At 61.3% G+C, this 20818-nt stretch carries 19 protein-coding genes; 9 read left to right on the forward strand and 10 right to left on the reverse strand.

Annotated features, from left to right (window positions below):
* Positions 1 to 17: 17 nt before the first annotated feature.
* Positions 18 to 974 carry an NAD-dependent epimerase/dehydratase family protein gene (locus HX898_RS07195; RefSeq protein WP_180194302.1) on the reverse strand — a complete coding sequence of 319 codons (957 nt, stop codon included), beginning with the start codon at positions 972 to 974 and terminating at the stop codon, positions 18 to 20.
* A gap of 93 nt (positions 975 to 1067) precedes the next feature.
* On the reverse strand, positions 1068 to 2024 hold the full coding sequence (locus HX898_RS07200; protein WP_180194303.1) for a lytic transglycosylase domain-containing protein: 957 nt from the start codon (positions 2022 to 2024) through the stop codon (positions 1068 to 1070).
* 220 nt (positions 2025 to 2244) lie between these two features.
* Between HX898_RS07200 and HX898_RS07205 the strand changes: the two genes are divergently transcribed.
* A complete protein-coding gene (locus tag HX898_RS07205) occupies positions 2245 to 2967 on the forward strand; it encodes a glutathione binding-like protein (RefSeq protein WP_180194304.1) in 723 nt (240 codons plus the stop codon).
* Positions 2968 to 3122: 155 nt separating this feature from the next.
* On the opposite strand, the gene HX898_RS07210 is transcribed toward HX898_RS07205, so the two are convergent.
* From HX898_RS07210 to HX898_RS07235, 6 genes are all read right to left on the reverse strand, one after another.
* Entirely contained in the window at positions 3123 to 3782 is a 660-nt protein-coding gene (locus tag HX898_RS07210; RefSeq protein WP_138329881.1) for a peroxiredoxin, read from the reverse strand.
* Complete coding sequence (locus HX898_RS07215; protein ID WP_138329883.1) at positions 3779 to 3985, reverse strand: hypothetical protein; 207 nt, start codon at positions 3983 to 3985, stop codon at positions 3779 to 3781. Before HX898_RS07215 ends, HX898_RS07210 begins: the two co-directional genes overlap by 4 nt.
* 88 nt (positions 3986 to 4073) lie before the next feature.
* Positions 4074 to 5072, reverse strand: coding sequence for a TRAP transporter substrate-binding protein (locus tag HX898_RS07220; protein WP_180194305.1), 999 nt, complete (start codon positions 5070 to 5072; stop codon positions 4074 to 4076).
* A gap of 13 nt (positions 5073 to 5085) precedes the next feature.
* Positions 5086 to 6918 carry a TRAP transporter large permease subunit gene (locus tag HX898_RS07225; RefSeq protein ID WP_180194306.1) on the reverse strand — a complete coding sequence of 611 codons (1833 nt, stop codon included), beginning with the start codon at positions 6916 to 6918 and terminating at the stop codon, positions 5086 to 5088.
* Between the two features lie 24 nt (positions 6919 to 6942).
* Positions 6943 to 8073, reverse strand: a complete 1131-nt coding sequence (locus HX898_RS07230) for an LLM class flavin-dependent oxidoreductase (protein ID WP_171598924.1) — start codon at positions 8071 to 8073, stop codon at positions 6943 to 6945.
* 15 nt (positions 8074 to 8088) lie between these two features.
* Positions 8089 to 8967, reverse strand: a complete 879-nt coding sequence (locus HX898_RS07235; RefSeq protein ID WP_180194307.1) for an ABC transporter substrate-binding protein — start codon at positions 8965 to 8967, stop codon at positions 8089 to 8091.
* A gap of 219 nt (positions 8968 to 9186) precedes the next feature.
* Between HX898_RS07235 and HX898_RS07240 the strand changes: the two genes are divergently transcribed.
* From HX898_RS07240 to HX898_RS07275, 8 genes are all read left to right on the forward strand, one after another.
* A complete protein-coding gene (locus tag HX898_RS07240; RefSeq protein WP_027684949.1) occupies positions 9187 to 9552 on the forward strand; it encodes a metalloregulator ArsR/SmtB family transcription factor in 366 nt (121 codons plus the stop codon).
* A gap of 7 nt (positions 9553 to 9559) precedes the next feature.
* On the forward strand, positions 9560 to 10189 hold the full coding sequence (locus tag HX898_RS07245; RefSeq protein ID WP_180194308.1) for a glutathione S-transferase N-terminal domain-containing protein: 630 nt from the start codon (positions 9560 to 9562) through the stop codon (positions 10187 to 10189).
* A gap of 135 nt (positions 10190 to 10324) precedes the next feature.
* A complete protein-coding gene (locus tag HX898_RS07250) occupies positions 10325 to 10912 on the forward strand; it encodes an ANTAR domain-containing response regulator (protein ID WP_138329895.1) in 588 nt (195 codons plus the stop codon).
* Between the two features lie 34 nt (positions 10913 to 10946).
* Positions 10947 to 12227 carry a CmpA/NrtA family ABC transporter substrate-binding protein gene (locus tag HX898_RS07255; RefSeq protein ID WP_180194309.1) on the forward strand — a complete coding sequence of 427 codons (1281 nt, stop codon included), beginning with the start codon at positions 10947 to 10949 and terminating at the stop codon, positions 12225 to 12227.
* Positions 12228 to 12704: 477 nt separating this feature from the next.
* Positions 12705 to 13973, forward strand: a complete 1269-nt coding sequence (locus HX898_RS07260; protein WP_180194310.1) for a nitrate/nitrite transporter — start codon at positions 12705 to 12707, stop codon at positions 13971 to 13973.
* 17 nt (positions 13974 to 13990) lie between these two features.
* Positions 13991 to 16441 (forward strand): nitrite reductase large subunit NirB, encoded by a 2451-nt coding sequence (nirB, locus tag HX898_RS07265; protein WP_138329898.1) that lies wholly within the window; start codon positions 13991 to 13993, stop codon positions 16439 to 16441.
* A gap of 4 nt (positions 16442 to 16445) precedes the next feature.
* Entirely contained in the window at positions 16446 to 16781 is a 336-nt protein-coding gene (nirD, locus tag HX898_RS07270) for a nitrite reductase small subunit NirD (RefSeq protein ID WP_017960132.1), read from the forward strand.
* Positions 16782 to 19439, forward strand: coding sequence for a nitrate reductase (locus HX898_RS07275; protein ID WP_180194311.1), 2658 nt, complete (start codon positions 16782 to 16784; stop codon positions 19437 to 19439). It abuts the gene before it with no gap.
* Between the two features lie 37 nt (positions 19440 to 19476).
* On the opposite strand, the gene HX898_RS07280 is transcribed toward HX898_RS07275, so the two are convergent.
* On the reverse strand, positions 19477 to 20154 hold the full coding sequence (locus HX898_RS07280) for an HAD family hydrolase (RefSeq protein ID WP_138329904.1): 678 nt from the start codon (positions 20152 to 20154) through the stop codon (positions 19477 to 19479).
* Between the two features lie 214 nt (positions 20155 to 20368).
* Positions 20369 to 20686, reverse strand: coding sequence for a hypothetical protein (locus HX898_RS07285; protein ID WP_138329906.1), 318 nt, complete (start codon positions 20684 to 20686; stop codon positions 20369 to 20371).
* Positions 20687 to 20818: the final 132 nt, after the last annotated feature.

The following is a 20818-nucleotide window of genomic DNA, read 5'->3' on the forward strand; positions in this document are numbered from 1 at the left end:
GCGGCGGAGATGGCGGATCAGGTCTTGATCCGCCCCTGCCCGACCAGCCAGCCGACCGATTCCTGCACCGCCTGCAGGGAGGTGTATCTCGGGGTGTATCCCAGCAGGCGTTTGGCTTTGGCGATCGAGCAATTCGGGCTGCGGGCGATATGTTCCCAGGTCGCCTTCGCATCTTCGGCCGTCTGACTTTCGGCCCAGGCGTCGAATGGGGCGAAGCTGAGCTTCGGCTCGTGCCCGAACCAGCGAGACATGGATTCGGCATAACCGCGAAGGGTCAATGCCTGCTCAGAGACCGCGTGGAAACTTTCGCCGATCGAGGCATTCCGGTTGACAATCGCGCCCATGAACATCGCTGCCACATCATCGGCATGGACGTGATGAACGGTCTCCAAGCCGAAATGGGGCAGCGCCAGGGTCTCTCCGCGGGCAAGGGTCGAAAAGACCTGCAGGTTGAAATTGCCGGCCGGATTGAGCGGCGTCCAGCCGGGACCGACAATGTGCCCGGGATGGATGATGGTTGCCGGAAATCCGCGAAGCCTTGCCTGCTGCAGCAGATAGGTTTCGATCGCAGCTTTCTGCGTGCCATAGTCGCCGAAAGGAGACTTCGGCGCCTCTTCCAGCGTCGGCACGGCAGTGGGGTAGCCATGCGTCCAGATCGTGCCGGTATGCAGGAAGTGACCGACATGCCCCGACAGCGCCATCACCAGGTGCTCGGCACTTTCCAGCGTGAAGCTGATCATGTCGATGACGATATCGGCTTTCACTTCACGTACGGCCGGGCCGAACTCACCCGTCCGCTCCATGGCTGCCCGGTCCATCTGACGCTGATCGACGGAAGCCCAGGCGTGGTTTGCCGTATAGGGCTTCGCCGTGCCTCGGCTGATCGTGACGACGTCGTGACCTGCCTCCACCAGACGGGGAACGAGATAGGTTCCGACATGGCCCGTTGCTCCGACTACCAAAACCCGCATCATCGTTCCTCCCTTGGAATTTCCGTGTTGAATATGCTGCGCTCAGGTGATCCTGCAAGCAGACTTTTCGTGATCAAGTCGGCTCAACCAGGCCCGCTATCGATTCTTGAAAACAAGACAGGTGCCGCCATGCTTGCGGATCTGGTTGCAGAGGTCGTTGGCTTCCAAGCGTGTCTGCCGGCCGATGCGGGCAGCATAACGCGGGCGAAAACCAAAGCTGCGGTCGCGCTGGCGCAGGATCAGCGGCTGCTCGGCATTCAAGGGTGTCGGCAGATCCTGCACGGCGTCGAGAAACATGCGCCGGGCCACCGCGACATTCGCATTCGCCGCAAGCTGGACGCCCCAGGGCGCCCATTCACCCTCCTGACGCCAGGGTGTGTCCTTCAATGTCCGCCGTTCGGCAAGCGCCACGCAGCCATCGAGAAACGGCTTGTCCTTGTCGAGCGGGGCGGCCGCATCTTCCGGGGGATTATCCTTCCATTCCTCGATCGTATGCGCGGTGATCGCCAGGACGTAACCGCGCGTCTCGTAAGGTAATCTCCCTGACGCTAGGTAAGAGGAAAGTCCGTTTTCGCCGGCATTGTAGGCGGCGGCGGCAAGGCCGAGATTGCCGAAACGATTGCGCAATTCGTCGAGATACTGCGCCGATTTCCGCAGGGCTTCCAACACCTGGTAGCTGTCTTCAAGACCGCGCAGTTTCGCCGTTCCGGGCATGAATTGCGCAATCCCCTGCGCTCCCTTGAAGCTGACCGCATCGGGGCGAAAGGTGCTTTCCCGCCAGATGAGACGGGCGAAATAATCCGGCGGCAATTGATTGGCGCTGGCGAAATGCTCGATCGCGACGCAAAGGTCGCGGTTGAAACTATCTTTCCGGATGCAGAGCGTCTCACCCGATCCCGACGCCGAAGGACCTGAGTAGAGACATGCCGGCGCCCCAGTGCTTCCTTCCGGCTGGGCCATCATAGTGTCCGCTTGGGAAAACAGAAGACAGAGCGAAAGCATGGCCTTGGCCGATCTCTTCCCAATGTCGGACTGACGTTTTCGGCGTGTCATCGGATCTCATGAGGTTTGAACTTCCATCACGACGCTGGATTCTAGATATCATCGATCGAGGCACGAAGCTTCCCCATTTCCATATCTGCACCTGAGTTGCTGGCACGGACTGGTCACAGGTTTCTAATTTCGCCATCGATTTTGGAACAAACATATTCGACCTGCCATGGTCGTCGCGTCATCCTGTTTACCAGGAAATCGAGCAAACGAGGATACGCAGATGATTGATCTCCACTACTGGCCGACGCCGAACGGCAAGAAGGTTTCGATCTTCCTGGAGGAAACCGGCACTCCCTATCGGCTGGTGCCGGTCAATATCGGGCGGGGCGACCAGTTCAGACCCGATTATCTAAAGCTCAACCCCAATCACCGCATGCCTGCCATTGTCGATCACGAGCCTGCCGATGGCGGCGGTCCCTTGAGCGTGTTCGAATCCGGCGCGATCCTCTTCTATCTCGCCGAGAAGACCGGCAAATTCTGGCCGCAGGATCTGCGTGGCAAATACGAGGTCACGCAATGGGTGATCTGGCAGATGGCGAACCAGGGGCCAAAACTCGGCGAAGCCGGTCATTTCCGCCGCCTCGGCGATCGCGAAGGCGATCAGTCCTATGCGGTGCGGCGCTTCACCGACGAAGCCAACCGCCTTTACGGCGTTCTCAACATGCGGCTTCGCGACCGGCGTTATCTCGCCGGTGACGAATTCACCATCGCCGACATCGTCAGCTATCCCTGGACCGTCAACTGGCAGGCCCAGGGTCAGGACATCAACGAATTCAAGCATTTCAAACGATGGTTCGAGGAGCTCAGTGCACGGCCCGGCGTTCAGCGCGGCCTTGCGGTCGGGGCAGATCTTAGCACCGACAACAGCAAGCTCTCCGAAGAAGAGCAGGCACGCATCCGCAAGATCCTCTACAACCAGCGCGCCCTTCCCGTTCCGGATTGAGCCCAAGCAATTGCAGCAAAAGGGCGTAGCGGTTTTGCGTCCGAAATTGCCCAACAACAAGGCGCAACGGAGCGACATTCTTCCAGAATGCCTGCACAAAAAAGCCGCCGGGCCATATGGCCGCGGCGGTCTGGAGAATGGCTAGAAAGCAGCAATCAGGCAGTCGGCTGCTTGGTCTTCCTGAGATAGGGCAGAACCGTATCGAAGGAGCCGAAACGCGTGATCGCGTCTTCGTTGGAAACCGCGGCAGTGATGATGACATCCTCGCCCTGATTCCAGTTCGCTGGTGTGGCCACCTGGTGCTTGGCCGTCAGCTGGATGGAATCGATGGCGCGCAGGATCTCATTGAAATTGCGGCCCGTCGTCATCGGATAGGTCAGGATCAGCTTGATCTTCTTATCCGGACCGATGATGAAGACCGAACGCACCGTCGCATTGTCGGCAGGCGTGCGGCCTTCCGAGCTCTCGCCGGCGCCGGCCGGCAGCATGTCGTAGAGCTTGGCGACCTTGAGGTCCTTGTCACCGATCAGCGGATATTCGACGTCGAAGCCTGTGGCGGTCTTGATGTCGTTCTTCCACTTGGCATGGCTTTCGACCGGATCGACGGAGATGCCGATGATCTTGGCGCCACGCTTGGTAAACTCCCCTGCGAGGCCGGCCATGGCGCCAAGCTCAGTGGTGCAAACCGGCGTGAAATTCTTCGGATGCGAGAACAGGACGGCCCAGCCGCTGCCGATCCACTCATGGAAGCTGATCGGTCCCTGGGTGGTGTCGGCGGTAAAATCGGGGGCAATATCGTTGATACGTAAGCTCATGGTCGGCCCTCCAAAGCCTTGTGTTCAATGTTGTTTATCTCAAATCGAGGCCATGGGATCCGTCCGCCGGAAGCGGTCGCGAGATTGCGGTCAAAAGGATCGCACCGGCCGAAGGTAAAAACTTCCCATTCCAGGATTTTAAGTAATTCATATACCACGATCACCGAAGGCATGCTCTTTCGATTTCCGGCCTGCTCCGACATTATTTTTCCGGCAGGTGCGCGCGATGAAGAGACCGATGGCTTTCCATCGGTCCCGTCAAAAGCAGCAGGAGAACCGCCCGCCCCTCGCTCAGGCGGCCTGGACGGATTTGATCCTGTCGATGCCGCCGACAACAGGCGCGAAATCGTCCCACACGCCTTGGGCGCCCTTCTGCCATTCGTCGAAGGCTTCCGGCTTCAAGAGTTTTCCGCCGTTGGCAAGTGCGGTCTCGACGGATTTGGATTCGTCGTCGACGATCAGCTGGTTGAAATAGGCAGCGCCTTCGCTGGAAGCCTGCTGGAACACCGCCTTCTGCTCGTCGTTGAGGCCGGCCCAGAAGGTCGAGGCATAATAGATGACGCCGGATGCCCAGATGTGACCGGTCTCGGTCATATCGGGCACGACCTCATAGAGCTTGAAACCGGCATAGGCCGATTTGGTCAGATCCATCGCGTCGGCGACACCGGTTGCGAGCGCATTATAGGTCTCGGTGATCGGAATGCCGATCGGCGTCGTGCCGAATGCGCTCCAGAGCTTGGTGTGCAGCGGGCTCTGGATGACACGAATGCGCTTGCCCTTGAGCTGCTCCGGCCGCGTCACCGGTTCCTTGGTCAGGAGATGGCGGGCGCCATAATTGATGAAATCGCCGACGACGAAATTCTGCGCCTGCAGTTTCTGCTTGAGATCGGCGCCGACATCGCCGGCGACGGTCCTGCGAACATGATCGGCATCGCGGAAGAGGAAGGGCAGATCGAGGATCTGCAGTTCCGGCGCCCAGCCGGAGAGCGACGAGACCGTCGAGAGGCTGGCTTGGATTGAGCCGAGGCGCACGCCTTCGGCCACTTCCTTCTCGCCGCCGAGCGCACCGTTCCTGACGATATTGAACTTGAACTGGCCGGGGAGTTTCGCTTCGACCAGTTCGCCGATCTTCACCCAGATCTTCGTTTCCGGCTTGTCGTCGCCGAGCAGCGAAGCGATTGTGATCGTCGTCGTGCGGGCGGCGGCGGCGCGAACGAAGGCGGGCGCTGCAAGCGCCGTTCCGGCGAGAGCTGCGGTCTTCAGGAAATTGCGTCGGTTGAAATTGTCCATGAGGTTGTCCTGTTTACGAGAAGATGATGGCCCAGGCGCAGAGGATTGCGAGCGAGACCAGGAGGGCGAGCAGATAGGGAACGACCGCCCGAAAGAGTTCTGAGGCGGGAATACGCGTGACGCCGCTGACGACGAAGATCAGCATGCCGAGCGGCGGCGTCAGTCCGTGGATCATCAGGTTGACGACGATGATCACCCCGAACTGAATGGGATCGATGCCAGCGGCGACCGCTGCCGGCAGCAGAATGGGGCCGAAGAGCAGGATCGCGGCGCCGATATCGAGAACGAGGCCGACCACCAGCAGGATGACGTTCGACAGCAGGATGACCGCAAGCGCGCTGCCGCCGAGCACCGTCGTCAGATGCGAGATCAGTCCGGACACGTCGTCGACCGCCAGCAAAAAGGCAAAGGGGCCGGCCGTGCCGATGAGAAGGCCGATCGCCGCCGCTTCGACTGCTGCCTGGCGAAAGGCGGCATAGAGCGAGAGAATGCCGAGGCGCGCACCGATGCCGAGCAGCAGCGTGTAGAAAGCGGCAAGTGCTGCGGCCTCCGTGGTCGTGACGATGCCGATGCGGATGCCGACGACGACGATGATGCCGAGCCCGAAAGCCGGGATCGCCTGGACCGCCGATTGCCAACGTTGTTTCGCATTTGCGCGCGGCAACGGCACCTGTTCGCTGACTGTTAGATGGATAGCGACCGCCAGGCATATGGCCATCAAGCCGCCGGCGAAGAAGCCGCCGACGAGCAGCGAGCCGACGGAAAGATTGGTCGCGGTCGCAAGGATGAGGAAGGCGATCGACGGCGGGATGACATTGTCGAGAACCGATGTCGAGGCGATGATCGCCGCCGCCTGCGCCGGCCGATAGCCGTGTTTGACCAGCTCGGGCTGGAAGGTCGAGGCGCCGAAGGCGGCGTTTGCGACCGACGAGCCGGAAGCGCCGGAAAACAGGACGCTGGTCAAAAGCGTCGTCTGCGCCAGCCCGGCCCGGCGATGTCCGACCATGGCGGCGGCGAAGCGCACGAGCTGGTTGGCGACTCCGGAGGCCGTCAGGAGGCCGCCGGCGAGCAGGAAGAAGGGAATGGCAAGCAGCAGGAATTTCGAGATGCCGGTGACGGTCGCGGAAACGATCGCCGGCTCCGGCAGGCTGCTGCCGAAGGCGATGACGACATAGGCTGCGGCGAGAAAAGCGTGCGGCAGAGGCGCCGCGAGCAGCAGACCGACCGCGGCGATCAGTCCGAGGAAGATGCTCGGCGGCCAGTCGAGATCGAGCGAGACATGCGGAATGCCGGCATAGAGCGCGACACCGACGGCAAGCGAGAGCAAAACCGACAGGATCCTGCCTTCCGCGATGCGCTGCAGAAGCAGCACGACGAGGATCAGCGCGCCGCCAGCGCCGAGGAAACCGAAGCGAATCCATTCCGGCACGCCGAGCGTCGGCGAGACGCCGCCGAGCATCGTCATGATCTCGCTGCCGCCGAAGCTCAGGATCAGCGCCGAAAGCACGGTGAAGACGTCGGCGCCGATCGGCGTGACCTTCTGCAGGCTTTCCGGCAGCATCTTGACGAAGACGTCGAGGCGCATGGCAAGCGCGCTGTTGAGGCTGAGGGGCGCGCCGAGCGCGATCAGACCAACATGCAGCCAGATGCCGAGATCCTCGGCGCCGATGAAGCCGGCGCTGAAGAAATAGCGCAGGCAGACTGTGACGAGCACCATCAAGAGCAGTACGGCCAGAACGACTGCCGCGGCAATGCCGAGAATCGCTTCGATCACCCGCAGCAGGCGCGCTGCCACCCCGCTATCTGGAGCGGCCCGTTCGATCGGATGAAATTCACTGGTGGCCACAAAACTTACCTTCTGGCGAGAGGATCAGGCGCTCTTGACGGTCGAAAGATCGCGATCGAAGAGCGTCGACCAGGTGTAGTTCCGCGCCTTCGAGACTTCCCTGCTGACATCGAGCCGCGGCAGCACCTTTTCGCCGAAACGATAGGCTTCCTCAAGCAGCGGCATGCCAGAAAGAATGAAAGTATCGACACCAGCCTTCTGATAGGCTTCGAGCGTGCGCAGAACGGTATCCGGAGAGCCGACGATCGCCGTACCGGGACCGGGCCTCACCAGGCCGATGCCGGCCCAGAGGTTCGGCGCGACTTCGAGATCGCGCATGTTCTCCGGCTTGAGGCCGCCGTGCAGCGCCGTCATGCGCTGCTGGCCGACGGAATCGCTTCTTGCAACGAAACGCTGGTTGGCGCTGATCGCCGCATCATCCATGCGGTCATAGAGGTCAGCCGCCGCCTCCCAGGCTTTTTCGTCGGTGTCGCGAACGATGACATAGAGGCGGATGCCATATTCCAGTTCACGACCGTAATGGGCGGCACGCGCCTTCACCGCTTCGACCTTTTCGCCGATCTGGGCGGGCGTCTCGCCCCAGGAGAGATAGGTGTCCACATGTTTTGCCGCGACTTCAAGCGCCTTATCCGAGGAGCCACCGAACCAGAGCGGCGGTGGTGCGATGCTCTCGCCGACCGGCAAGGCGAGCTTGGCGCCGTCCGTCGAGAAATACTTGCCCTGATGGGTAACGCTCTCACCGGCAAAGAGCCGGTGCCAAAGCTGAAGATATTCCTCCGCCATGTCATAGCGCTCGTCATGCGGTAACATCATGCCATAGGCGCCGAGCATCTTGGCGTCGCCGGAGACGACGTTGATGAGCAGCCGGCCGCGGGCGAATTCCTGGAAGGTCGCTGCCATCTTGGCAAGCAGTGTCGGCGCGACGAGGCCGGGATGGACGGCGACGAGGAAACGCAGTCGCTCGGTGTGAGCAAGCAGCGCACTCGCCAGCACCCAGACGTCGTGGGCGCCGGTCGCAAACAGCGCGCCGGTGTAGCCCAGATGGTCATAGGCCTGGGCAAGCTGCTTGTAGTAACCGTAATCGACCTGACGTGAGCCTTCCGGCTGCCAGGGATAGGCGCCGTCGGGCGCGCACATGTACCAGAAAACGTTCATCGCCTGATTCCTTCGTTATCTCGTCGTTTCCGGGCGTTTCAGCGCGATGGCCTTGTCGAAATGGCCGTGGCGCAGCAACGTGTCGGCCTCTTCCTGTTGTTCGGCAATGATCTCTTCGTCGATCGGGAACACCGTGAAGTCGCGCGAGCGCACCACCTTTTCCCAGGCATCGATATCCGTTCCGTCGCGGTCGCCAGATCCGCCGCGGTCGTCAGGTCCGCCGCGGTCGTCCGATGCAAGAAGTCTGGCGGCGGTGCGTGGATCAGCGGCGATCCCGTTACCGATCCGGCTGAGTTCGGAGACGATCGCCCGGATCTCCGTTGCCGAAAGGCCGTTCCGCTCCAATGTCCAGAACAAAGAACGGTTGGGAATGGCCGCGCCGCAGCGGACGATCGGCTTGACGTCGTCGCGCTCCAGTGCCTTTTCGAGACGCGGCGACATGGCGACCCAGGCATCGACGCGCCCTTCGAGCAGATCGGCGAGCGAATCGCGCGCTCCGCTTTCGACCCGCTCGACATCCGGCAGGCTCATCCCCTCACCTTCGAGGCTGCGGGCCAGGAGATAGGTGTGAAACGAACCGTCGATCAGCGAGATCCGGCGGTCTTTCAGCTCAGCGACGGAGCCGATCGGACTGTCGCTCCTGACGAAAATGGCGCCATTGGCCGGGCGCGGCGCGGAGGCGGCGACATATTCGACGCCGAGGCCGCGTATGTCCGCCTCAAGCGGCGGCGTCGAGCCGGTGCCGCCGAGATCGATGTCGCCATTTTCCAGCAGCGCCGCCGTATCGCGGCCTTCTGCATAGGAGACGAATATTGGCTGCAGATCCGCGAAGGCGCCGGGCCAGAGGCGCGCGAGACGCAGATGCAGATTGTTGGGATGAACACCAATTTTCATTCTGTGCGACCGATGACGTGGCTCATGGCAATCAATTTACTTTTTTATAAATTGATTGCCAGGAAACGATTGTCGTCAGCGGGAGAAAATCGCCTTTGAAATCCCATAAAATCGATAGGCAATGAAATCTTTTACCAGATCGAGCGAAGTGAGCGCGCCGGAGTTGAAAATTCAGCGCCGTCACTTTACTTTTTTATAGAACCTTCAAGGACGATACCGTTGACGAAGCCCGTTTCCTCAAGAGTCTGCCGCGATGTCGGCGCAGCAAGCGAATTGCTGAAGCTGATCGCCAACGCCAACCGCCTGGCGATCGTCTGCTACCTCATGGAGACGGAAGCCTCGGTCTCTGGGATGGAGGACGAGCTCGGTATCCGCCAGCCGACGCTTTCCCAGCAATTGAGCGAGCTTCGCGAGGCGGGCGTGATCGAAGGACGCCGCGACGGCAAAGCGATCGTCTATCGCGTCATTGACCCGCGTGTCGAGACGATCGTGCAAACTCTGCGGGACATGTTCTCTGGCCTCGACGATGTCACCGGGCGCTTCGGAATGACGAAGCTGCCGGTCGACGAAATGATGTTCGATTGACCCCCCGATGATCGACCTCTATACGTGGATCACGCCGAACGGGCTTAAAGTGTCCATCGCGCTCGAGGAGTTCGGCCTCTCCTACCGCCCCCACACGATCGATATTACCAAGGGAGATCAATTCCGGCAGGATTATCTCGCCATCAATCCGGGCGGCAAGATTCCGGCTATCGTCGATCACGAGACCGGGATCACGCTTGCCGAATCCGGCGCCATCCTGCTCTACCTCGCCGAAAAGACCGGCCGCTTCCTGCCCCGGCAGGGTGCCGCCCGGCATCACACGATCGAATGGCTGATGTGGCAGATGGGCGGCTTCGGGCCGACACTCGGCAACGCCCATTATTTCCTGACTTACAATGCAGGCGAAGCGCCGTTCGCAGAGGATCTCTTTCGCAGGGACACTCGCCGCCTATATGAGACGTTGAACGCGCGGCTCGCAGACCGCGACTATCTCGTCGACGACTATTCCATCGCCGACATGGCGGTCTGGCCCTGGGTTTCCCGTTTTAAACGCCACGAGATCGACCTGAATGCATTTGCGAACGTCAAACGATGGTATCTCAGGCTTGCGGCACGGCCACAGATCAAGCGCGGCTATGACGTTCCCCTTTTCACATCCGAAATACCGCAGCCCTGAAGACCTTGCCGCGACGCTGTATATTGATCCCGCTCGAAATTTCGGCAATTTGATTACTTTTTACGCATATTTATTCTTGCACATTTTTCAGGCGGAGCCTTGCTAAATTTGCTGCACTGCGTCATGAATAGAGCAATGACGCATCTCGATCTGACAATTCTGGTGATCGACGAAAATGCCATTCGCGCCTCCATCATCGAAGAAGGCCTGCGCGAGGCAGGGCATACGCGCGTCACCGTCGTGCATGAGGTCAATGGCATCGCGCGAATCATCGAAACGCTGATGCCCGATGTGATCATCATCGATATCGAAAATCCCAACCGCGACATGATGGAGCACCTGTTCCAGCTGACGCGCACGGTCAGCCGCCCGATCGCCATGTTCGTCGATCGGTCCGACACGGCCTCGATCGAGGCAGCTGTCGATGCCGGCGTCTCGGCCTATATCGTCGACGGCTTGAAGAAGGAACGCGTCAAACCAATCCTCGACATGGCCGTCAGCCGCTTCAATGCCTTCAGCCGGCTGCGGCGGGAGCTTGCCGATGCCCGCTCCGCGCTGGAGGAACGCAAGCTCATCGAGCGCGCCAAAGGCATATTGATGAAGATGCGCGGCCTGTCGGAGGAAGAGGCTTTCGCCCTGCTGCGCCAGACAGCGATGAACGAAAAGAAGAAGATGTCGGAAATCGCCCAGAGCGTCGTCACTGCCGCGGGGCTGTTGATGTAATGGCCGACCTGATGAATTTCCGGAGGAAACCGGAGTGGATATGATGACGAAGATCGCCAATTCTGGCGGCGAGCTGCCCTCGCCCGTGCGCGTGAACACCGAAGGACCGAAAGTGCTGCGGGCCGGCTTCATTCCGCTCGTCGATGCATCGGTGCTGATTGCGGCGGCGGAATTCGGCTTCGCGCGGAAGGAAGGGTTGACGCTCGAGCTGGTCAAGGACGTCTCCTGGGCGAATGTGCGCGACCGCCTGGCATTCCGTCAGTTCGATATCGCCCACATGCTGTCGCCGATGCCCGTTGCCTCCATGCTTGGTCTCGGCTCCAATCCCTCGCCGACGATCACGCCGTTTTCGCTGGGGCGCGGCGGCAACGCGATCACTCTGTCGACGCGGCTCTTCGACAGGATGCGGGATGACGCAGGATTGCCGGAAACGGCAAGCGCGCTCGACAATGCCTATGCACTGGCAAAAACATTGGCGGCGATGAAGGCCCGCGGCGAGCCGCTGCCAACCTTCGGCGTCACCTACCCCTTCTCCTCGCACAATTACGAATTCCGCTACTGGCTAGCGGCCGGAGGCATCGATCCCGACAAGGATGTCAAGCTCGTCGTCGTGCCGCCGTCCATGACTTCGGATGCGCTGGCAGCCGGTGCGATCGACGGCTTCTGCGTCGGCGCGCCGTGGAACATGGTCGCTTCGGAGCGCGGCGTCGGGCGCATCGTCGCCGCCAAACAGGATATCTGGCCGTCGGCACCGGAAAAGGTGATCGGCATGCGGCCGGACTGGGCGGAAAGCCATCCGGAAACCGTATCCCGGCTGATCGTGGCCCTCGACGCGGCAGCCCAGTGGTGCGATCGGCCGGAAAATCACGACGCGCTGGCGGCAGCTCTTGCCGACCCGCGCTATATCGCCGCCCCCGTCGAGATCATTCGCCGCGTGCTCGCCGGCGAATTCAGCCTCGACGCAAAGGGCAACCGCCGCATCATCGCCGATTATTTCATGTTCCATTCCGGCTTCGCCAATTATCCCCGGCCAAGCCATGCTCTTTGGATCTACAGCCAGATGATCCGCTGGGGACAGGCCGAGATCAGCCTTAACATGGCAAGGGCCGCAGCATCCGCTTACCGCCCGGATCTCTATCGCACGGCTCTCGGTGACGCCAACGCGCCTGAAGATGCCGATATCCGCATCGAAGGCAGTGACGAGGGCGACCGTTTCATGGACGGCCACGTTTTCGACCCGGCGAGGCTGCCGGACTATGTCGCAGGTTTTGCAGTCAAAAGCGCCCTCGCCTTCGTTTGCGACGACGAGGTATAACCGATGCCGGCCTGCACAAAACGCCAGCAAGTATCTGCCCGCCTCACGAAAAGCGCACAAAATATTTGCATGAGCGGGTGGCCGCCCGAAAAACAAGCAGGCGACGCGTTTCGTAAAATATTATTTGTATTCAGTGGCTTGAACAAAGATCACAAAACTGGCACGCAGTTTGCATGACCTTTATTGCACCGGTCAATGGCGATCAGCGCAGAGTGAGTGATAGACGCTCGCGGAAGATACAGAGACTGCTCTTCAGATTGAAGAGGTAGGTTTTAGCTTGAGCAATCCGGCCAACGGATTGCCTCCAGGCAAGTGGGCCAGAAGGCTCAAGAATTCGGCGTCCAACGGCGGGCGCCACCAGCAAAGCCGCTGATCAGGATATTTTGCGCGCCTCGGGTATGCGCGTCCTGATCAGCGGCTTTTTGTTTTAACCCTCAGCGATGGATCGGCACGACCTTGTCGGGCCCCGGAGAAGTTATGTCTGTCATCGAGAAAGCACAGCCTATGTCGGCCGGCGAACCAGCCAAAGCATTGTGGATCTCCACTGTAGCCTTCACCCTCTGTTTTGCCGTGTGGACGATCTTCGCGATCATCGGCATTCGCATCAAGCAGGACCTCGGGCTGAACGAGGCCGAGTTCGGATTGCTGGTCGGCACCCCCGTCCTTACCGGCTCGCTCGTGCGCATCGTTCTTGGCATCTGGACAGGGCGCTACGGTGGCCGTCTCGTTTACACGCTCACCATGCTGGCCGCCGCATTGGCGACCTTTCTGCTCTCCTACGCGCAGACTTATACGCAGATGTTGATCGCCGGCCTCGGCGTCGGCCTGGCCGGCGGCTCCTTCGCGGTCGGTGTCGCCTATGTCTCGCCTTTCTTCCCGGCGGAGAAGCAGGGAACCGCGCTCGGCATCTTCGGCGCCGGCAATGTTGGCGCGGCCGTGACCAAATTCGCAGCCCCCTTCGTGCTGCTCGCATGGGGCTGGCAGGCGGTTGCGGAGATCTGGGCCGTCTGTCTGGCACTGATGGCAATCGTCTTCTGGTTCACCACGACCGATGATCCGGCCTTCCGTCTCCGCCGCGAACGCCGCGCTGCCTCCAAGAGTTTCGCGCAGGAATTCGCGCCGCTGCAGAACGTTCAGGTCTGGCGCTTCTCGCTCTACTATTTCTTCGCCTTCGGAGGCTTCGTCGCCCTGTCGCTGTGGCTGCCGCGTTATCTGGTCGGCGTCTACGGCTTCAACCTGGAAACCGCCGGCATGGTCGCGGCCGCCTATTCCATCCCGGGCAGCATCTTCCGTGCCTTCGGCGGCGTGCTTTCGGATAAAAAGGGCGCGCGTAGCGTGATGTATACGATGCTTGCCGTGTCGGCCGTCGCCACTCTCATCCTTTCGCTGCCGGCTGTTTCGGCGTCCGGGACGGGTCCGGCGTTCGGCATCACCCCTGTCATCTTCATCGTCGTCATCTTCGTGCTCGGCTTCTTCATGAGCCTCGGCAAAGCCGCCGTCTACAAGCACATTCCGGCCTACTACCCCGAAAACGTCGGCGCAGTCGGCGGCGTCGTCGGGATGATGGGCGGCCTTGGCGGCTTCATCCTTCCGATTGCCTTTGGCCTCCTCAAAGACATGACCGGCCTTTGGTCCAGCTGTTTCCTGCTGCTCTTCGCGATCGTCGTGATCTCTCTCATCTGGATGCACCTGTCCGTAAAGCAACTGTCGCGCCAAGGGCATTCGGCGCCCATGGCTGCAACCTGATCTAAGGACCTGGAAATATGACCGAAAAACTCGTCATCATCGGCAATGGCATGGCGCCCGGGCGCATGCTGGAGCACCTCTTCGAGCAGGCGCCGGGACGCTATGAAGTTACGATCTTCAATGCCGAGCCGCGCGTCAATTACGACCGCATCATGCTGTCGCCGGTTCTCTCCGGAGAAAAGGACTACGAGCAGATCATCATTCACGGTGACGGCTGGTATATCAAGCACGGCATCATGCTCTACAAGGGCCACAAGATCGTCAACATCGATCGTGCCGCCAAGACCGTCACCTCCGACCACGGCGTCACCGAAAGCTACGACAAGCTGGTGATCGCAACCGGTTCCGTGCCTTTCATCATCCCTGTTCCCGGCAAGGATCTGCCCGGCGTCATCACCTATCGCGATCTCGACGACGTGCAGGCGATGCTGCTTGCCGCTCAGTCGCGCGAAAAGGCTGTCGTCATCGGCGGCGGCCTGCTTGGCCTGGAAGCGGCGGCCGGCCTTGCCCAGCGCGGCATGGACGTCACCGTCCTGCACGTCATGCCGACGCTGATGGAGCGCCAACTCGACCCCGCCGCCGGTTATCTGCTGCAGAAGGCGGTCGAAGAACGCGGCATCAAGGTCATCTGCAAGGCCAATACCAAGGCGATCGTCGGCAACGGCAAGGTCGAGGGCATAGAGCTTGACGACGGCCGCATCATCCCGGCAACGCTGGTCGTCATGGCCGTCGGCATTCGTCCCAGTGTCGGCTTGGCGAAGGACGCCGGCCTTGCGGTCAATCGCGGCATCGTCGTCGATGCCGGCATGCAGACCTCGGACGGCAATATTCTCGCGCTCGGCGAATGCGCCGAGGTGGGCGGCATGGTCTATGGCCTCGTTGCGCCGCTCTATGAAATGGCCCGTATCGCCGCCGCGCATCTCTCCGGCGATCGTTCGCCCGCCTTCGTTCACGCGGATACGCCGACCAAGCTCAAGGTCACCGGCATCGAGCTTTATTCACTCGGCGATTTCGCCGATGGCGACGACCGCGAGGAGATCGTGCTGCGCGATGCCAGCGCCGGCGTCTACAAGCGCCTGGTGCTCAAGGACAATAAGATCATCGGCACCGTGCTTTACGGCGAAACCGCCGATGGCGCCTGGTTCAATGACCTGAAGAAGAAGGCAACCGATATTTCGGAGATGCGCGAGACGCTGATCTTCGGACAAGCCTATCAGGGAGGGTCGCCGCTGGACCCTATGGCGGCCGTTGCAGCCTTGCCGGATGACGCGGAGATTTGTGGCTGCAACGGCGTATGCAAGGGCAAGATCACTTCGACGATTTCAGGCAAAGGGCTGACGTCGCTCGACGACGTACGCGCCCACACGAAGGCATCCGCCTCGTGCGGTTCCTGCACCGGCCTCGTCGAACAACTCATGGCGCTGACGCTCGGCGACAGCTACAATCCGACTGCGGTCCAGCCGATGTGCACCTGCACCGAATTCGGCCATGACGACGTTCGCCGGCTGATCAAGGCCAAGGGGCTGAAAAGCATCCCTGCCGTCATGCAGGAGCTCGAGTGGAAGACTTCGTGCGGCTGCGCCAAATGTCGGCCGGCGCTCAACTATTACCTGGTCAGCGACTGGCCGGACGAATATGCCGACGACTACCAGTCGCGTTTCATCAATGAGCGCGTGCATGCCAACATCCAGAAGGACGGCACCTATTCCGTCGTTCCGCGTATGTGGGGCGGTGTCACCAATTCGAACGAGCTGCGCGCCATCGCCGATGTCGTCGACAAGTTCGAGATCCCGATGGTGAAGGTCACCGGCGGCCAGCGCATCGACCTGCTCGGCATCGAGAAGGAAGACCTGCCCGCCGTCTGGGCCGATCTTGGCAAGGCCGGTTTCGTCTCCGGCCAGGCTTATGCCAAGGGCTTGCGCACGGTGAAGACCTGCGTCGGCTCTGACTGGTGTCGCTTCGGCACCCAGGATTCCACCGGTCTCGGCATCCGCATCGAAAAGTTCATGTGGGGCTCCTGGACGCCGGCCAAGCTGAAATTGGCCGTGTCCGGCTGCCCGCGCAACTGCGCGGAAGCAACCTGCAAGGACATCGGCGTGATCTGCGTGGATTCCGGTTTCGAAATCCATTTCGCCGGTGCGGCCGGTCTCGACATCAAGGGCACGGAGGTCCTCGGGCTTGTCCGGACCGAGGACGAGGCGCTGGAGTATATCGTGGCCCTGACGCAGATGTACCGTGAGCAGGCCCGTTACCTCGAGCGCATCTACAAATGGGCAAAGCGCGTCGGCCTGGAGGAAATCCGCCGCCAGATCATGGGTGATGCCGAAAAGCGCAAAGCCTATTACGAGCGCTTCGTCTTCAGCCAAAAATTTGCTCAGGTCGACCCCTGGTCGGAGCGTGTTTCCGGCAAGGACAAGCATGAGTTCAAGCCGATGGCGACGATCGGCTATCCACAGGCTGCTGAGTAAGGAGATGGACATGAACTGGATCGCAATCGGTGACATCTCCGACATCCCGCTGCGCGGGGCGCGCTGCGTGAAGACGCCGCAAGGCAAGATCGCCGTCTTCCGCACGGCCGAAAACGAGGTCTTCGCCATCGAGGATCACTGCCCGCACAAGGGCGGCCCGCTCTCCCAGGGCATCGTCCACGCCAAGTCAGTCACCTGCCCGCTGCACAACTGGGTTATCTCGCTGGAAACAGGCAAGGCGCTCGGCGCCGATGAAGGCGAGGTCCGGACGATCCAGGTGCTGAACGAAGACGGCAGGCTGTTCATTGCTCTGGAAAGCCTGATGATGGCGGCGGAATAGATGGCGGCGGAGGTCAAGACCACCTGTCCCTATTGCGGTGTCGGCTGCGGCGTAATCGCCACGGTCGACCAGGCAGGCGCAGTCAGCGTCAAAGGAGATCCCGAGCATCCGTCGAATTTCGGCCGGCTCTGCTCGAAGGGTTCAGCCCTTGCCGAAACCATCGATCTCGATGGCCGGCTTCTCTATCCCGAGATCGAAGGCAAACAGAGCGGTTGGGACGAGGCGCTTGACCTGGTCGCCCGCCGTTTTTCTGAAACGATCGCCGAACACGGACCTGACGCCGTTGCCTTCTACGTCTCGGGCCAGTTGCTGACCGAGGATTACTATGTCGCCAACAAGCTGATGAAGGGCTTCATCGGCTCCGGCAATATCGACACCAATTCAAGGCTCTGCATGTCCTCTTCCGTGGCGGGGCATCGCCGCGCCTTCGGCGCCGATACGGTGCCCGGGACCTATGAGGATATCGAACTTGCGGATCTGGTGATCCTGACCGGCTCCAACCTTGCCTGGTGTCATCCCGTCATCTACCAGCGGCTTGCCGCCGCAAAGACGGCACGGCCAAACATGCGGATCGTCGTCATCGATCCGCGCCGGACGATGACCTGCGACATCGCCGACCTGCATCTCGCCATCCGTCCTGATGGCGACGTTGCGCTGTTCATGGGACTGCTTGCCCATCTCGCGACCAGTCCGGCAATCGACCAGAATTATATCGGCGCCCATACCGAAGGTTTCGGCGACGCTTTTGCGGCCGCTGCCGCGCTTGATATCAACGATCTCCTGGAACGGACCGGCCTGCCGGCTATGCAGATCAGGGAGTTCTTCCGCCTGTTCGAGACGACGCCTAAGGTCGTGACCTGCTACAGCCAGGGCGTCAACCAGTCCTCCTCCGGCACCGACAAGGTCAATGCCATCCTCAACTGCCACCTGGCGACCGGCCGCATCGGCCGCCCCGGCATGGGACCGTTTTCGCTGACCGGCCAGCCGAACGCCATGGGCGGGCGCGAAGTCGGCGGTCTCGCCAATATGCTTGCCGCCCATATGGCGATCGAGAATGCCGAAGACCGGGACCGTGTACAGCGCTTCTGGAACTCGCCAGTCATCGCCGCGAAACCCGGCCTGAAGGCGGTCGACATGTTCCAAGCCGTGGCCGAGGGGCGCATCAAGGCGCTGTGGATCATGGCCACCAATCCCGTCGTCTCGATGCCGGATGCCGACAGCGTCGAAAGCGCGATCGCTGCCTGTCCCTTCGTCGTAGTCTCGGACATCCTGAAGGAGACGGATACGACCCGGCACGCAAATGTGCTTCTGCCCTCGCTCGGCTGGGGCGAGAAGGATGGCACCGTCACCAATTCCGAACGACGCATTTCAAGGCAGCGGCCGTTTCTCGACGTCCCCGGCGATGCAAGGGCCGACTGGTGGCAGCTTGCGGAGGTGGGTCGCCGCATGGGATTTGCCGCCGCCTTCGATTTTGAAGCGCCGGCCGCAATCTTCGACGAGCACGCGGCGCTTTCCGCCTTCGAAAATAACGGCAGCCGCGACTTCGACATCGGCGCGCGCGCCGGCATGAGCGGCGGCGCCTATGACGAACTGTCGCCCTTCCAGTGGCCGCAGGCGGCAGGGACAGAACCGAGCATCACCCGCTTCTTCGCCGAGGGCGGTTTCTTCCATCCCGATCGCAAGGCGCGCTTCGTCGCGGTCAAACCGCCCGCAACCGATCGCACCGATGCCGAGTATCCCTTCACGCTGAATACCGGGCGCATCCGCGACCAGTGGCATACGATGACGCGAACGGGAAAGAGTGCGCGGCTTTCCGCCCATATCGCCGAACCCTTTGCCGAGATCCATCCGCGCGACGCGATCGAGACCGGTATATCAAGCGCGGGCCTCGTCGAGATCGACAGCCCGCACGGCAAGGCGATCGTCAGGGCGCTGGTGACCGATCGCCAGGCACGCGGCGGCATCTTTGCGCCGATGCACTGGAACGACCAGTTCGCTGCAAGAGCGCGGATCGACGCCGTGGTCGCGCCGATCACCGATCCCGTTTCCGGTCAACCGGCGTCGAAAAACGTTGCCGTCGCCGTCCGGCCCTTCCCCGCCACCCATTACGGTTTCGCCGTCTCCGCCACAAAACCTGCCACGCCTGACGCGGCCTATTGGGCGCTGGCAAAGGCCGCCGGCGGCTGGCGGCTGGAGCTTGCCTTCGCTGAAACCGTCGAAGACTGGACGGCCTGGTGCCGGGCGGTTTTCGCCATTCCGGCCGAGATCGAACCGCTTGGTTATGCCGACCGGCAATCCGGCGACCTCAGGCTTGCCTTCTTCGATGGCGAGGTCCTGCTTGCCGCGCTGTTTCTCGCCCGCGAGCCCGTCGCTGTCGCGCGCAACTGGGCGATCTCGCAGCTCTCAGCCTCGCATGGCGACCTCAGGAAACGCTTTGCGCTCGTTGCGGGTCGTCCCGGCGCCGGCAGGCCGGATCCGGGCGCCACCGTCTGCTCCTGCTTCAGTGTCGGGGTCAACCAGATCGCTGCTGCCGTGCGCGGCGGATGCCACAGCGTCGAGGCGGTCGGCAAGGAAACCAGCGCTGGAACCAATTGCGGCTCCTGCCGCAGCGAAATCGGCAGCATCATCGATCGCTGTCTTGCCGCAGCCGCGGAGTGAACCGCACAAAGACAAGCAGGACGCAGCCGGAGCACTGTCAGGCCGCGTTTGGGACGATCAGCATCCTGTGATCGGGGGAGATGCGGACCGATATCTCGTCATAGGATGAGAGGGTCGGGTGCGGCGTCTCCATCTTGTGGTGATGTGTTGCCGTGATGACCATGACATCGGCACCCGCCGCCTCGCCGGCAGTGATGCCGGCTGCGACATCCTCGAACACCAGGCAATCCTGGGTGCTGACGCCGAGGCGCTCGGCTCCGAGAATATAACATTGCGGGTCGGGTTTTCCGACCTTCACGTCCTCAGCCGTCACCATGAATCTCGGCACCGGCAAGCCTGCCGCCTCCAGCCGCCGGTGAGCAAGGCGCAACGGCGAGGAGGTGACGATCGCCCAGCGATCCGGGGGCAGTGAACTCAGAAAGGTCGCGGCGCCGGGAATGGGCACGACATCGCTGACATCGGCGATTTCGGCCTCGGTCACCAGCTTCGATTCATGTTCGGGATCGACTCCAGGCAGGTTCAGCCGGGTGATCGTGTCAATGCCGCGCGATCCATGCATCTTCGGTAGAAAGGTGGCGACATCGAGCCCGTGACGCCTTGCCCAGTCGCTCCATACACGCTCGGCCGCACGGATCGAATTGAGGATGGTGCCGTCCATATCGAACAGGAAGGCGGCATAGGGCTTCTCGAAGCCGCGGGGCATCGGCATAGACAAAAGGCTGATCCTTCAGGGAAAGAGTCGAACGGTGGTCGCTATCGTGATGAAACGGCAAATCATTGGGTTTTGCAAGCTTTCGGGATGGCGGTGACGCCTCCCGACCGCCTTCACCAGCATCGGCCCGAAAATCGGAATCGATTTTCGGAAAGCACGATGCGAGGATTGAAAGAGTTAGAGCGTCCTTTGTGCGTCCGAAAGGACGCACGGCGCTCTAAAAAGCCGCAGTACCAGAGGTGACGATCAAGTCGCAGGAAAGCCGGAGGCCGATCGGGTCGTTGCACAGGTCATCGGCACCATCGGCGAGTTCCAGTGCGGCCGAAGCATCGGCGCGCACGTAGGCTTGCGTCGCCGGATCGACGCGCATCGGAGCGGCGGTCCAGAGTGAGGGACGGCTGACGTCGATTGCAGAAATTTTAGCCTTGTCATTCCTGACGGCGTAGGAGGCGACCGCCATGCCACTCATCGTCAAGGTGAGTGCAAGTGCGATCTGGAGACCGAGATCTGCGGCTTCGCGAAAGGAGATGAACATAGCGGCCTCATGCCACGGTTTTTTAGTATCTCCGCATGCAAGTAGGACATGTGCTGGCGCCGATCCAGCGACATTGCCCGTTAAGGTTTACGCATAACCATGCCGGATATGCCGCGAGGCTTGAATGCAGGT

Source organism: Rhizobium sp. WYCCWR 11128 (assembly GCF_013416305.1).
Taxonomy (GTDB): domain Bacteria; phylum Pseudomonadota; class Alphaproteobacteria; order Rhizobiales; family Rhizobiaceae; genus Rhizobium; species Rhizobium indicum.

Coding starts and splice junctions, on each gene's coding strand:
- HX898_RS07195 (WP_180194302.1), bottom strand. CDS start 974: ATGATGCGGGTTTTGGTAGTCGGAGCAACGGGCCATGTCGGAACCTAT.
- HX898_RS07200 (WP_180194303.1), bottom strand. CDS start 2,024: ATGACACGCCGAAAACGTCAGTCCGACATTGGGAAGAGATCGGCCAAG.
- HX898_RS07205 (WP_180194304.1), top strand. CDS start 2,245: ATGATTGATCTCCACTACTGGCCGACGCCGAACGGCAAGAAGGTTTCG.
- HX898_RS07210 (WP_138329881.1), bottom strand. CDS start 3,782: ATGAGCTTACGTATCAACGATATTGCCCCCGATTTTACCGCCGACACC.
- HX898_RS07215 (WP_138329883.1), bottom strand. CDS start 3,985: ATGTCGGAGCAGGCCGGAAATCGAAAGAGCATGCCTTCGGTGATCGTG.
- HX898_RS07220 (WP_180194305.1), bottom strand. CDS start 5,072: ATGGACAATTTCAACCGACGCAATTTCCTGAAGACCGCAGCTCTCGCC.
- HX898_RS07230 (WP_171598924.1), bottom strand. CDS start 8,073: ATGAACGTTTTCTGGTACATGTGCGCGCCCGACGGCGCCTATCCCTGG.
- HX898_RS07235 (WP_180194307.1), bottom strand. CDS start 8,967: ATGAAAATTGGTGTTCATCCCAACAATCTGCATCTGCGTCTCGCGCGC.
- HX898_RS07245 (WP_180194308.1), top strand. CDS start 9,560: ATGATCGACCTCTATACGTGGATCACGCCGAACGGGCTTAAAGTGTCC.
- HX898_RS07250 (WP_138329895.1), top strand. CDS start 10,325: ATGACGCATCTCGATCTGACAATTCTGGTGATCGACGAAAATGCCATT.
- HX898_RS07260 (WP_180194310.1), top strand. CDS start 12,705: ATGTCTGTCATCGAGAAAGCACAGCCTATGTCGGCCGGCGAACCAGCC.
- nirB (WP_138329898.1), top strand. CDS start 13,991: ATGACCGAAAAACTCGTCATCATCGGCAATGGCATGGCGCCCGGGCGC.
- nirD (WP_017960132.1), top strand. CDS start 16,446: ATGGACATGAACTGGATCGCAATCGGTGACATCTCCGACATCCCGCTG.
- HX898_RS07275 (WP_180194311.1), top strand. CDS start 16,782: ATGGCGGCGGAGGTCAAGACCACCTGTCCCTATTGCGGTGTCGGCTGC.
- HX898_RS07285 (WP_138329906.1), bottom strand. CDS start 20,686: ATGTTCATCTCCTTTCGCGAAGCCGCAGATCTCGGTCTCCAGATCGCA.